Genomic DNA, 13,035 nt, shown 5'->3' on the forward strand with positions numbered 1-13,035 from the left:
CCGACCCAGTCTATGCGCGGCCCCGCGCAGGCGATTGATGCAAGTCAAACGCCGGAACGCGCTCGCCGGCGATCTGGAATCCGGTCACTTGCGCCTGGCCGTCGCGATGCATGACGATCGTCTTGAACGAGCCGGTGCGGGCCGAGTAGAGACTCTGGAACGGATCGTGCGCGCGGTACAGCGACTCGCCCCGCTTGATCGAGCGGCTCACCGCATCGGGTTCCGGCTGCCCGGCGTCGCCTGCCAGCGCCAGTCGCGGATTTCCGGCAGGTCGTCGCCGTACCGGTCCACATGACGTCGATGCTCGACCAGCCTGTCGCGCAGGTACTGCCTGAAATGCGCACCCGCCTGCACTTGTTCGCCCACGTGATCGAGCACGGCCTCGCACAGATGGAAGCGGTCGACCCGGTTGAGGACCGTCATGTCGAACGGCGTCGTGGTCGTCCCTTCCTCGATGAAACCGTGCACATGGAAATTCGCGTGATTCGCGCGGCGATAGGTCAGCCGGTGAATCAGGGCGGGGTAGCTGTGATGCGCGAAGATCACCGGCCGGTTCGTCGTGAACATCGCGTCGAAATCCGCGTCGCTCAACCCGTGCGGATGGACGTCGGCAGGCTCCAGCGTCATCAGGTCGACGACGTTGACGACCCGGACGCGCAACGCCGGCAGATGGATGCGCAGCAGGTCGACGGCGGCGAGCGTCTCGAGCGTCGGCACGTCGCCCGCGCAAGCCATCACGACATCCGGCTCGCCGTCGCCGTCGTTTCCCGCCCACTCCCAGATGCCCGCGCCGGCGCTGCAATGCCGGATCGCGGCATCCAGGTCGAGCCATTGCGGTGCCGGCTGCTTGCCGGCGACGATCACGTTGATCCGGTTCCAGGTGCGCAGCGCGTGATCGGTGACGACCAGCAGCGTGTTCGCGTCCGGCGGCAGGTAGACGCGCACCGTGTCGGCCTTCTTGTTGACCGCGAAATCGATGAACCCCGGATCCTGGTGGCTGAAGCCGTTGTGGTCCTGCCGCCAGACGTGCGAGGTCAGCAGGTAGTTGAGCGACGGCAGCGGCCGCCGCCAGCGGATTTCCCGGCACGCCTTCAACCATTTCGCATGCTGGTTGAACATCGAATCCACGATATGGATGAACGCTTCGTAGCACGACATCAGCCCGTGCCGCCCGGTCAGCAGATAGCCTTCGAGCCAGCCTTGGCAGGTATGCTCGCTGAGCATCTCCATGACCCGGCCGTCGGGCGCGAGCTGGACGTCGTCGGGATCGGTCGCGGCCATCCAGGTGCGCGCGGTGACGTCGAACAGCGCCGACAAGCGGTTGGATTCCGTTTCGTCCGGGCCGAACACGCGAAACGTCCGGTCGGCCAGATTCGCGGACATCACGTCGCGCAGGAAGCCGCCCATCACGCGCGTGGCCTGTGCGTCGACCTGCCCGGGCGCGGGCACCGCCACCGCGTGGCAGGTGAAATCCGGCATCCGCAACTCGCGCGCCTCGCCGCCGCCGTTCGCCACCGGATTCGCGCTCATCCTGCGCGATCCGGCCGGCGCCAGCGACCGGATCGCCTCGCACGGACGCCCGTCCGCGTCGAACAGTTCGTCGGGGCGATAGCTGCTAAGCCAGTCTTCCAGCAAGTGCAGGTGCGCCGGTTGTTTCAGGTCGGCGATCGGCACCTGATGCGAGCGGAAGCTGCCCTCCGTTTTCAGGCCGTCGACGCGCTTCGGGCCGGTCCAGCCCTTGGGTGTGCGCAGCACGATCATCGGCCAGCGAGGGCGGCCGAGGTTGCCTGCGCTGCGCGCCCGCGCCTGGATGCCGCGAATGTCGTCCAGCGCGTCGTCGAGCGCGGCCGCCATGCGCTGGTGCGTGGCCATCGGCTCGTCGCCCGAGACGAACAGCGGCCGATAGCCATAGCCGGTCAGCAGGCTCTCCAGTTCGTCCTGGCCGATGCGGCTGAGGATCGACGGACTGGCGATCTTGTAGCCGTTCAGATGCAGGATGGGCAGCACTGCGCCGTCCGAGGCCGGATCGAGGAACTTGTTCGAATGCCAGGCAGTGGCGAGCGGCCCGGTTTCCGCCTCGCCGTCGCCCACGACGCAGGCGACGATCAGCCCGGGGTGATCGAAGGCCGCGCCGAATGCATGCGACAGCGAGTAGCCGAGTTCGCCGCCTTCGTGAATGGAGCCCGGCGTCTGCGGCGCGACGTGGCTCGGCACGCCGCCGGGGAAGCTGAACTGGCGGAACAGCGCGGCCATGCCCTCGGCGTTTTGCGGCACGTTCGGATAGGTGTCGCTGTACACCCCTTCGAGCCAGGCGTTGGCGAGCATGCCGGGGCCGCCGTGGCCCGGGCCGGCGATGAACAGCACGTCGAGATCGCGCGCGTTGATCGCGCGGTTCAGATGGACGTAGATGAAGTTCAGCCCCGGCGTCGTGCCCCAATGGCCGAGCAGGCGAGGCTTGACGTGCGCGATCTGCAGCGGCTCGCGAAGGAGCGGATTGTCGAGCAGGTAGATCTGCCCGACCGACAGATAGTTGGCGGCCCGCCACCACGCGTTCATGCGATGCAGCAGCGCGTCGGAAAGCGGGGCGGGGGAGGTTGGGTCGGCTTGGGTCATGCCATGCTCCTGCAAGTGACGCGCCGCGTGACGGACACTCGACACGTGGCGAATCGCCCGGTTTTCACCGTGCGATGCGATAACGACGAGGCCGGCCCTTTGTCACGCGCCGGCATCGATGGGCGGCGTCCGATCATGCGTCCGCCGCGCGACAGTCGGATCGCGTCAGACGGACTCCGCGTGCGGCAGGGCCCGTCGTTCGGATGTCTGCATGAAGCGCCACGGCGCACATCGTTCCGGGTGGCAACATCGTCGGTCGCGGCAGCGTCCGGGCCGTTGACATGGGTCAAGCATGCTCGGGGCGGGATCGGGAGGCCGGCAGTGCAACCCGCCAACCACGATCCGCCCGCGCTCAGGCATCGTGCAGCGTCGTGAATGCTCGATACAGCACCCGTGGGTCGTGCTGTCCCTTGTAGACCGGGGGCGGCCGCCGGTCGAGATCGAGCAGTGCCGCGACGGCCGTCTGCGCGCTGCGGATCGAGTATTCGACGGTAAACACGACGTCGTCCGGCAACTCGCAGAACTGCCCCACGAAAGCAAGATTGGCCGTGCCTTCCGGCGTCACCTGCGGCCGGTCGCCGTCCTGGCGCGCCAGGAACTGGCTCGTGATGAACGGCATCATGCACGGGATGCAGGTGAGCCTGGCGAGGAGGTCGCCAGCCTGCTCGGCGAGTCGCAGATGTCCGAGCAATTCGGTCATGATCTCGCGCCCCGTGCAGGCCGCCATCGGCTTCTCGACGAAGTTGCCGGGCGCGTCGACGAACAGCCCGTATCCCCACAACACGCTGACGTCCTCGGGCTGACCGAGGAAATGCGGCTGATGCGGCACGACGATCGACATCAGCCAGTTCGACTCCGCGAAGGTGATCAGGCCGCCTTCGCCGGGCACATTGCCGGTCAGGTCGCGAATCCGCTGGAGCAGGACGGGTTCGCGCAGCGTGGCCGTGAACGACAGCCATTTGGATTCGTCGATGTGATCGGCGAACGCGGCCGGGCGTCCGAATGCCGGCCGTCCTGCGGCGATCTTCTCCCACAGCGCCCACGCGCCGGCGTCGGCCCGGCCGTTGAGCGTCGCGGGGCGGTCCATGCCGCCGAGGCTCGATCCTTCCGTCATGGAGCCCAGCGTGACGATCGCGCAATCGCCTTCGCGCACCGCGATTCGGCGGGTGACGCCGTCGCGCTCGCAGACGATTTCCTCGACGCGGGTGTCGCCCTCGGTGCGGCTCAACACGAGATCGGTCACGCGGGTATTCGACTCGAACCGCACGCCGCGCTCGTCGAGCCATTTCTCGAGCGGCCTCACCAGCGAGTCGTACTGGTTGTAGACCGTGCGCATGATGCCCTGGAGCTGGTTGAATCCGGACACCATGTGCGCGAACCGGAGCAGATAGCGCCTGAATTCGACCGCGCTGTGCCAGGGCTGGAACGCGAAGGTCGTGCACCACATCAGCCAGAAATTCGTCGTGAAGAAACCGGCGTTGAAGTGATCCGAGATCCGGCTGTCTCCGAGCATGCTTTCCGGCTCGATCGACAGGCGTTCCAGCGCGACGATGTGCGCTTCGTCGAGCCCGAAGGGCGGCTTGTTCACCCGTCGGCCGTCGCGCACCAGGCGCGACTTCGACGCGGTCCGCATGGTCTCGTTCCAGTCGAAGATTTCGCGGGTGACGGAACCTCGCTTGTCGAGCGTCGGGATCGATGAAAACAGATCGTAGGTGCAGAGGTATTTGCTTTCGAGCATGCGGCCGCCCCGGATCACGTAGCCTTCCTCGGCCGAGCCCGCGCCGTCCAGGCTGCCGCCGAGGCGATCGAGCGCTTCGATGATCGTGATATTGCAGCCGCGAATGTCGCCGTCCCGGATCAGAAAGGCTGCCGCCGCCAGCGACGCGATGCCGCCGCCCACCAGATAGAACCGGCTGTTGTCCCGATCGATGCCGGCCGCGCGTCGGCGGGAGGCTCGATCCGAATCCCGTGTGCTGCGTTGCATGGAAATGCCCCTGTTCAGATTGGGTGAAACCGCTGTCGACGCCCGGGGACGCCGGATCGCGCTGCCGTCATTGGCGAGCGCTCGGGCCACGATATCCGTGTTCCGGGCACGGCGATTGAGATGCGTCAACCGACCCGGATGCGGCAGGCCATGCCGGTGCGTATCGCGCGCGGCTTGACGCAACTCAAGCAGATCCGCGGCTTCGTGCGCTGCCATTCGGATGCGCGCGAGGCCCTGCAGAGCGGGGGCGGCGCCGGATGGGCTTGATGTGCGTCAAGGTGCCCGGTGACCCGAGGGGCGAGATTGATCACGGGAACGGCTACGACGAAGCGCGGCCGCCACGAATGCGATCCGAGGAGAATCGATCATGGGAAACGACTTTCGACAGGGGGCGCGAGCAGAAGAGTCGCAGCGCGTATCGGGCGGCGACGACGTGGGCCTTCGGCAGTATGTGCGGCGCATCTACAACTATATGGCCGGGGGCCTGGCGCTGACGGGCGCCGTTGCGTACCTCGGCGCGTCAACCGGGTTTTACCGGTCGATCGCCGGAACGCCCCTCTTCTGGGTGGTGCTGCTCGCACCGCTGGCGCTGGTCATGTTTCTGAGCTTGCGCATCGAGCACATCAGCTTCGGCGCGGCGCAGATCAGTTTCTGGGCCTACGCCGCGCTGGTCGGGCTCTCGCTTTCCGGTATCTTCCTCGTGTATACGGGCGAAAGCATTGCGCGCGTGTTCTTCATCAGCGCGGCCACGTTCGGCGCAACGAGCCTCTATGGCTACTCGACACGGGCCGATCTCTCGCGCTTCGGCTCCTTTCTGTTCATGGGGCTGATCGGCATCATCATCGCGGGGTTCGTGAATCTCTTCCTGGCTTCGTCGGCGCTGCAGTTCGTCGTTTCCGTGATCGGCGTGCTCGTGTTCACGGGACTCACCGCGTACGACACGCAACGCATCAAGCGTATCTACATCGCGGGCGAAGCGGGCGAGATCGCCGGCAAGAAGGCGATCATGGGGGCGCTTGCGCTCTATCTCGACTTTCTCAACCTGTTCCTGATGCTGATGCGGCTCTTCGGCAGTCGCCGCAGCTAGGCGAGCGCCGGGGGGCGGGACGGGGAGCCCCGTGCGGCGAGCCCCGGCGGGATCATCGCTGTAGCAGACAGGGGCCGGGCCGTGATGAACCTGGCCAATCTTGGGGAACGGCCTCGGTTGCGCGATATCGGCGACGACGATAGCCAGCCTCGCTGCGCTGGCCAATGCTTCGCGAGCACGCTCGTGTTTGTTTTCGCTGCGCCCGATGACGATGACGCTTGCACCGGCATCGAGACAGCGTTGCGCCAGTGCGAGCCCCATCCCTGAGCTGCCACCGAAGATCATTGTTCCGGCGTGTGCGATTTTCATCGATTTCCATTTTTCACGGCGGTTTGGCCCGTGAATTCACAGGTAAACGATGCGGAACAAAAACTATGGATTCCTGTATTTCATTGCTGGGGCATCTGGGACATATCGACGAAAATCACTTCCCAGATATGGCCATCGGGGTCTTCGAAGCTGCGTCCGTACATGAAGCCGAGGTCTTGCTTGGCATTGACGTCCGCCGTGCCGCCGTTCGCGCCGGCGGCTTCAGTCATCCTGTCCACGCTGTCGCGATCCTCTGCGCTGAGCGCCAGCATCACCTCGCTTTCGCGCCGGGCGTCGGCGATGGGTTTCTTCGTGAAGTGCGTCCATTTCTCACGCGTCATGAGCATCACGAAGATGGTGTCCGACAACACCATGCAGGAACTTGTGTCGTCGCTGAATTGTGGATTTTTGCCGGCGCCGATGGCGGTATAGAAGGCCGTTGCTTTTGACAGATCCTGCACGGGCAGGTTGATGAAGATTTGCCTGGACACGAATTTTTCTCCTTTCAAACAAGTTGAGATAAAGAGGCGTAGCGGCGCAAGGATCGACTTCTTCGCGTGCGCCTTGTCGTCACCGGCGCTCGAAACGCCAATGCCGTTCGATTCAGTCATAGGACGCAGGACCTTCCATGGGTCGCAGCGCCGGATGTCGAGCACGCATCTCGTGCTCAGACGAGACGCAAGCCGCCATCGCATTCCATGATGGTGCCGGTGGTATAGCCATTCCCGACGAGAAAGGCGATGGCCTGCGCGCCATCGTCAGGCTGACCGACGCATCCCGCCGGCAAGTCGCTTGCATGCCGTGCGAAGCAGGCCTGCCGGGCTTCGCCGGTCACGGTGTTCCACTACGGTGTTTCCATCACACCGGGGGAGACCGCGCTGACCCGGGCCGCGGCCCGTTCGCGAGCATTCCTCGATGTTCGCGCTGCGTCGGTTGCAGCGGGTGGAGATAGCATGCATGCTAGGCCGACTATCACTCCAATTGTTTGTCATGATGACTTCCATCATTGAGAATGATCTTCGTCGATTCGATCTCAATTTGCTGCTGGTCTTCCATGCGCTCATGCAGGAGCGCCACGTCACGCGTGCGGCGGAGCGGCTGTTTCTTGGTCAGCCCGCGGTGAGCGGTGCGCTGAAACGACTGCGCGCCGCCTTTGGCGACGAGTTGTTCGTGCGCGGCCGCTCGGGAATGGAACCCACGCCTCGCGCGCTGGAGCTTTCCCGGCAGATCGACGCGCTGCTGATCGGCCTTCACGAGACCATGCGGGTTGGCCAGCCGTTCGATGCCCGGGACGCCAATCGGACGTTCCGGATCGGTGTTTCCGAGGCGATTGCGGTGACGCTGTTTCCTTCGTTGTTGAAATTGCTGGCCGCCGAGGCGCCGGGCGTGAGGCTCATCTCGCTGGATACGGATTGCCACCGTGTCTCCAGCATGTTTGAACGCAATGAGATCGAGGTCGCGTTGGGGGTGTTCAACGAATGCGCTCAATGGCAACAGCAGCGCACGCTGCTGGATTGGCGCTTCGTCTGCCTCTACAACCCGGAGTTGATACGGACGCGAGGGGACACGTTGAGCTTGAGCGAGTTTCTGGCGCATCCGCATGCGCTCACCTCGTTCAAGGGAGAACTTCGAGGATTGATCGACGAACGGCTGGAGGCGCTGGGCAAGCAACGGCGCGTGATATTTTCCAATCCGCACTTTGCCACCCAGCCTTTCATCGCACGCGACAACCCCGTGCTGGTGACGGTGCCCGACTACATCGCCCGCACCTGGAGCCGTAGTCTTGGCCTGCGCATCAGCCCGTTGCCGTTCGATACGCCGATCCATCAGGTCAGCGCGTTGTGGAAGACCGCGCATCAGGGCGACAGCGGCCTGCGCTGGCTCATCGGATTGATCGGGCAGGCGGCCCGAATGAGTTGAACCCACGCAGGGGAGAACCTTGGTTCGAAACGCGCACCGCGTGGCGGGACGGTCGCGACGCGCTCGGGTGTCGGATCGGTCACCGGCGGCAGGCGCCCGGTCAGGTCGAAGCCCTGCGTCGCGACATCCGATTCGAAGCGCTGCAGCGTCAGCGCGCGCTCTTGCGTGACACGCATCACGTCGTTTGCATTCGTCGTCGAATACACCGTGCCGCGCGTCGTCGCGTAGACGGCGCCGATCAGCTTCAGGGCGGCGATAGCCCGCCGACCGTCAACTGCCCGATGGCCCCGGCCGGCTGAAGCGCTGCTCGACCACCTCGGTTCCCCACTGTGTGCCCGCGGATTCGTGGGTCAGCGTGAAGCCGAACGACTCGTACAGATGGCGCGCCGAGTCCAGTCCCTTGAACGTCCACAGATAGGTTTCGCGAAACCGCCGTGTGTCGACGAAGCGCATGGCTTCCGTCATGAGCCGGCGGCCGACGCCCGACCCGCGCAGCGCATCGTTCACGATGAACCAGCGCAGGTGCGCGACACCCGTTGCCGGGTCGCCATCGATCGCGAGCGACGCGAGCGTCCGCCCGTCTTCCTGGCACAGCCAAAGCGCCTTGCCTTCAGCCGGCAGCGCACCGGCGAACTCGGCCAGCTCGGTCGCCACCCGCTTTTCGAAAAAGGCGCCGAAGCCCCAGTGTTCCGAATAAAAGCGCGCATGAAGGCCCGCGATATCGCCGATACAACCCGGCTGGTAGCCTTCGCGGATCGTTGGCGCGTCGAGCGCCGCGGCAGGCGCTTTGGCGGCGTTGTCCTGGGCGAGCGCATCGGCATACAGCGCGAGCGAGCGCAGCAGTGCCTGCTGGTCGGCGGGCACCATGCGGCGCAGCGCATTCGACACCTGATCCGTCGCGAACGTGTCGATTCGTTTCTGGAGCTTTTTTCCGTCGGCGGTCAGGTACAGCTCGCTCGCGCGCGCGTCGTCGCTCGACACGCGCCGCTCCACGACGCCGGCTGCCTCGAGCCGCGCGAGTTGCCGGCTCGTGTTCGATTTGTCCAGCCGCAGGAGGTTGCCCAGATCGCGGGCGTTGATGCCGGGCGCCATCCCGATCTCGAGGATCGCGTGGACGGCCGAGGGCGCCCAGTCGCTGTCGGCCAGCGTCGCGCGCATGAAGCCGAGCTCGCGAACCAGTTTGCGGGAGAAGTCGCGCAGCTCGAGGATGGTCGCTTCGCGAGGCTTGGCGGGAGCGTCGATGAGGTCCATGGTTGGCCCGGGAAGGTTGCGGATCGCAATCAATAATAGTTGCGTGTCGCAACTTGATCAAGGTGGATCTTCATGGGGGCGGGTCATGCCGGGGGGCGCGTTTCCGGAGGCCGAAGTCGGCGTGAGCCGAGATGGCGGTGAGTGGTACTGGTGCGGATGGCGGCGTGCCACGAACCGGACGCATACTGGGTGCCTCCGGACCGCCTGCCATGCGAACGCGGGCGTCGGCCGGTCATCGATCCGCGGCTGCGGACAACGGAGCTCGCCATGAACCATCTGAAGCCGATGACGATTGCGTTGCTTGCCGGGTGCGGCATCGGCGCCGGCACGGTCCACGCTGCCGGCAGCATGGATGCGCCGCCTTGCAGTGCAACGCAAGCGGCGGATCAGGGCGGGGTCGCCGCGATGCCGGGCACGTCGGTCCGCAGCTTCTCGACCGCCGGCTGTTCGGGCGCGGTGTTGCAGGGCGAACGGGCCACCGCGACGGTCAACGGCGACCGGGTCGAGCTGCGGGACGGCACCGTCTACGTGAACGGTCGTTCGTACGGCGCCGTGACGCCCGCGCAGACGGTCGAATACGAAGCCGCGCACGACCGGCGCACGCTGAAGGTCGACGGGAAAGTCCGCACGCCGGTGCGCTGAGTACCGGCGCAGGCGCGCGGCAACCGTGTCGCGCTTACTCGACCAGCGTCAGTCGGCCGTCGCTGAGCCGCACCTCGCGCCCGATCCACGTGGCATCGACGCGCGGCAGCACGGCCGACGGCTTGCGCAGTTCGCGCAGCAGCGTCGCGCCGTGCGACAGCCGGCCGCCCATGCGCGCGATCACGGCGCGCGCCGCCTGGTACTGCGCGTGCCGGCCCGGGTCGAGCGTGTCTTCCAGCAGGATGTCGAGGCCGAGCACACCTTGCGTGTGGCCCGGATAGATCATGAAGCCGGCCGCCTCGTCAGCGCCTTCGCTGCCGTCCTGCCAGAAGCTGCCGTTGCGTTCGCGGCGATCGGGATGGGGCGCGAACCACACGTCGCGGTCGGCCGCCGGCATCGCATGATGCAGGCGGAAGAACACGCGCATCAGGTTGTCGCGATACCACTCGCGTACCTGTAGATACCAGCCGCGCATGCCGGGCGCGCCGAGTGCTTGGAGCACGCGGATGGGCAGCGGCCAGTCGGGAAATGGCTGTAGCGGCAGGTCGGTGGGTGCGGGCCGCGCGGTGCCCGGATCGGTTTCCCACGGCAGCCGATGCGGGCTGTCGTCGAGCTGGCCGTATGCGGTCGGCGGACGGCCCCACAGCGCGCCGCCGCTGCTGGCCAGCGACGACGCGATGCACAGGTTGCCCTGCACGACGAACACGTAGAAGCGCGTGAACCAGTCGGCCAGTTGCTGGCCGTCGGCGCGCCGCTCGACGAGTGTCGCGAGCTCCTGGTCGAAGCGCTGCAAGCCGCGCTCGAGCGTCGGCAGATGCCCGCGTGCGACGCGCAGCATGCGCCAGAACACCGGCAGCGAACGCAGCAGCCGCAGCGGACGCCAGCGCAGCGGCGGCGTCGCGCCGCCGATCTCGCCGCTGTAGTTGCCGGCCGAGACGCCCCAGTCGGCGAGACGGGCGAGAAACAGGTCGTTGTTGATGTACGACGCGCCGCCATAGAGCGCGGTGAATGGTTCGTTATCCTGCAGTACGCGCGCATCCCAGCGCGCCATGATGGCGGGGATGCTGCCGGCCGCGCGTCGTTGCGCGTACTCGACCAGCCGGCTCGGCTGAGGCGGCAGGATCTCGGCGATGTTCGCGGCGGTCAGGTGTCGATGCCAGCCGTAGCGGCTGATCGGACGGTACTGCAGCAGCCACAGCTGCTGGCCGTCCCACGCCCATTCGACATCGCCCGGCACGTAGTGGAACGCGCGCAGCACGCGCTGCAGGAAGGTCCATAGCTGCGTCGCGCTCAGGCCGTGCGCGGCCGGGAACGTGCCGCGCTGCCAGGGCTCGCCGAGCCGCGACAGGATCGCGCGTTGCGGGCTGGCCTGTCCGTCGGCGAGCGTTTCGAGGTGGCCTTCCACCCATTCGACTTCGACGGCCAGATGCCGCACGAACGCGATGCCCGACAGCACGGGCGCGATGAAGCGCTGCACGACCGTTTCCTCGAGGCCGCCGTCGAGCAACTCGGCCACGCGTGCGGCCGCCTGCGCGGCCGGGACGCGCAGGAACGTCGTATGCAGGCCAGCGTTGGCCGCGTCGGCCTGATCCTCACCGTGGCTCGACGAGCGGATCGCCCACTCGGCGTCCGGCTGGCTCGCCAGAAAGCCGGGCAGGCGCGGATCGTCGGCGCGGGTCAGCGACAGCGCGGGCGGCACGGGCAGGCCGGCCATCGCGGCAAGCGCCAGGCGCCCGCCTTTGGTATGCGCGACGAAGCCGGCGTCGCCCGCTTCGAGCCATTGCACGAACGCCGCCGGCGCGTCGATCCACGGATAGTGTCCCCAGCCGGCCTGCAGCGTGACGGTGAGGTCGGCGCGCGCGAGGATGGCCGACCACGCAGCGGCCTGGCGCACCCCGAGCACGTTGTCCTGGTCGCCCCACACGAGTTCGATGCGATCGGTGACCCACTCGAGCAGCGGCAGCGCGGTATCGGCGCGCACGAGATCCCAGTGCGGCAGGAACGCGCGGCAGCGCGCATAGCCGGCGCCCATGCGGCGGTACTGCGCGCGTGTCCAGGTCAGGTTCGAGAATTTGCGGGCGAACAGCGCCGGGTAGTGCGCGAGCAGCCAGTGGATCGTCTTGCGCAGCGGTTTCGGCGCCATCAGTTTCGGCAGGCGCCGTTCCCACAGAAATGCGCCGACGGGCGCGAGCAGCACGCTGCGGCTGAAGTGGCCGGGGCGTCGCTGCAATGCGTGCAGCACCAGCAGCGCATTCACGCCGACCGCCATGATCGCGTGGCCCGGCTCGGTCGCGTCCAGCAGCGCTTGCGCATACGCGGCGAGATCCTCGCAGGGCGGCGCGGGGTTGTCGCCGAAGCCCGGGAGTTCCAGCGGCACGGGCCGGGAATGCCGGAAGTGGGGCAGCGCATCGTCCCACCAGTCGGCCGCGCTGCCGTTGCCGGCAAGGAGGTACAGGATCGGTTTGCTCATGGATGCTTCGTCGGCGGGCGATGTCGCGGTGGCGCCCGCCCGGTCGGGGCGGCGCCGTCGGCGGATGCCACGGGGCTTGTTCGAGTTGTCTTGTTCGCGTTGCGCCGGTGCGAGTGGAATGAAAGGGCGGCCCGCTCGGCTTGATGCTTGATTGTTGCGGGCATTCTACGCGAGTCGATTCGAGGCGATCTTCATTCCGGGTTGGGGGCTTTTCGATAAATAATCGATACGCATGACCGGATGTCGATCAACCGAAATACGTCGAGGCCGGCGAATGATCCGGATCGAAATGCGCACTTCGCGTCGACAGGGAAAGTAGAATCGGGACGCCGGAATTCATCGAACCGGATTCGAGGAATGAAAATGAAAAAACGCTGGATCGCGGGCGCATTGCTTGCGCTCGTCGCAAGCGGCGCATGGGCGGAGAACTGGGTCACGCTTGGCCCGGGTCCGGCTATCGCGCTCTATGTCGCCCCTGCTTCTGTCGAGCGACGCCCGCTCAATTCGTGGGTGACGGTCAGGATCGTCTACGCCGAGCCGCGCCGTTTTTCGGCGCCGTTTCCGGTGAAGAGCCTCGTTTCCATTTGGATATTCGACTGCGCGAACAAGACCTGGGCGATGGGCAAGACCCGCATGACTGGAACTCAACCGGGCCAGGTTCATGTTTCTCGTGAAGACGCGGATGACTACGACTATGTCCAGCGAGACTCCATTCAGACGCTGGTCATGAATTACGTGTGCGGAGCGTCCTGATACCGG

Annotated in this window: 11 protein-coding genes and 2 pseudogenes; 5 read left to right on the forward strand and 8 right to left on the reverse strand. The window is 66.3% G+C overall.

The window, feature by feature from the left end; genetic code table 11:
* Positions 1 to 61: 61 nt before the first annotated feature.
* The 3 genes and pseudogenes from ACPTTC_RS34720 to ACPTTC_RS34730 form a co-directional block, all read right to left on the reverse strand.
* A pseudogene (locus tag ACPTTC_RS34720) lies at positions 62 to 208 on the reverse strand (Crp/Fnr family transcriptional regulator); the annotation flags it as partial.
* A complete protein-coding gene (locus ACPTTC_RS34725; protein ID WP_423395870.1) occupies positions 208 to 2,613 on the reverse strand; it encodes a phosphoketolase family protein in 2,406 nt (801 codons plus the stop codon). The gene ACPTTC_RS34725 and the pseudogene ACPTTC_RS34720, both read right to left, overlap by 1 nt.
* A 352-nt stretch (positions 2,614 to 2,965) precedes the next feature.
* Complete coding sequence (locus tag ACPTTC_RS34730; protein ID WP_423395871.1) at positions 2,966 to 4,597, reverse strand: oleate hydratase; 1,632 nt, start codon at positions 4,595 to 4,597, stop codon at positions 2,966 to 2,968.
* A gap of 120 nt (positions 4,598 to 4,717) precedes the next feature.
* On the opposite strand from ACPTTC_RS34730, the gene ACPTTC_RS34735 reads away from it, so the two are divergent.
* Positions 4,718 to 4,864 (forward strand): hypothetical protein, encoded by a 147-nt coding sequence (locus tag ACPTTC_RS34735; protein ID WP_423395872.1) that lies wholly within the window; start codon positions 4,718 to 4,720, stop codon positions 4,862 to 4,864.
* Between the two features lie 100 nt (positions 4,865 to 4,964).
* On the forward strand, positions 4,965 to 5,684 hold the full coding sequence (locus ACPTTC_RS34740; RefSeq protein WP_423395873.1) for a Bax inhibitor-1/YccA family protein: 720 nt from the start codon (positions 4,965 to 4,967) through the stop codon (positions 5,682 to 5,684).
* A 126-nt stretch (positions 5,685 to 5,810) separates the two neighbouring features.
* Here the strand turns inward: ACPTTC_RS34740 and ACPTTC_RS34745 are convergent.
* From ACPTTC_RS34745 to ACPTTC_RS34755, 3 genes and pseudogenes are all read right to left on the reverse strand, one after another.
* Positions 5,811 to 5,993 (reverse strand): annotated as a pseudogene (locus ACPTTC_RS34745) (SDR family NAD(P)-dependent oxidoreductase); the annotation flags it as partial.
* Positions 5,994 to 6,073: 80 nt separating this feature from the next.
* Positions 6,074 to 6,484, reverse strand: a complete 411-nt coding sequence (locus tag ACPTTC_RS34750) for a VOC family protein (protein ID WP_423396560.1) — start codon at positions 6,482 to 6,484, stop codon at positions 6,074 to 6,076.
* Between the two features lie 176 nt (positions 6,485 to 6,660).
* Complete coding sequence (locus ACPTTC_RS34755) at positions 6,661 to 6,828, reverse strand: hypothetical protein (RefSeq protein WP_423395874.1); 168 nt, start codon at positions 6,826 to 6,828, stop codon at positions 6,661 to 6,663.
* 155 nt (positions 6,829 to 6,983) lie between these two features.
* Here ACPTTC_RS34755 and ACPTTC_RS34760 point away from each other — a divergent pair, with 155 nt between their 5' ends.
* Entirely contained in the window at positions 6,984 to 7,913 is a 930-nt protein-coding gene (locus ACPTTC_RS34760; protein ID WP_423395875.1) for a LysR family transcriptional regulator, read from the forward strand.
* Between the two features lie 270 nt (positions 7,914 to 8,183).
* Here ACPTTC_RS34760 and ACPTTC_RS34765 read toward each other — a convergent pair whose 3' ends face one another.
* The gene (locus ACPTTC_RS34765) at positions 8,184 to 9,164 is read right to left on the reverse strand and encodes a bifunctional helix-turn-helix transcriptional regulator/GNAT family N-acetyltransferase (RefSeq protein WP_423395876.1); all 981 of its coding nucleotides are present in this window, start codon (positions 9,162 to 9,164) and stop codon (positions 8,184 to 8,186) included.
* 267 nt (positions 9,165 to 9,431) lie between these two features.
* Here ACPTTC_RS34765 and ACPTTC_RS34770 point away from each other — a divergent pair, with 267 nt between their 5' ends.
* Positions 9,432 to 9,806, forward strand: a complete 375-nt coding sequence (locus ACPTTC_RS34770; protein WP_423395877.1) for a sugar ABC transporter ATPase — start codon at positions 9,432 to 9,434, stop codon at positions 9,804 to 9,806.
* Between the two features lie 34 nt (positions 9,807 to 9,840).
* Here the strand turns inward: ACPTTC_RS34770 and ACPTTC_RS34775 are convergent, their stop codons facing one another.
* Complete coding sequence (locus ACPTTC_RS34775; protein ID WP_423395878.1) at positions 9,841 to 12,276, reverse strand: PEP-utilizing enzyme; 2,436 nt, start codon at positions 12,274 to 12,276, stop codon at positions 9,841 to 9,843.
* A 357-nt stretch (positions 12,277 to 12,633) separates the two neighbouring features.
* Here ACPTTC_RS34775 and ACPTTC_RS34780 point away from each other — a divergent pair, with 357 nt between their 5' ends.
* Entirely contained in the window at positions 12,634 to 13,029 is a 396-nt protein-coding gene (locus ACPTTC_RS34780) for a surface-adhesin E family protein (RefSeq protein ID WP_423395879.1), read from the forward strand.
* Positions 13,030 to 13,035: the final 6 nt, after the last annotated feature.

The sequence above is a fragment of the Burkholderia mycopellens genome, assembly GCF_964265025.1.
In the GTDB taxonomy this organism is placed as follows: domain Bacteria; phylum Pseudomonadota; class Gammaproteobacteria; order Burkholderiales; family Burkholderiaceae; genus Burkholderia.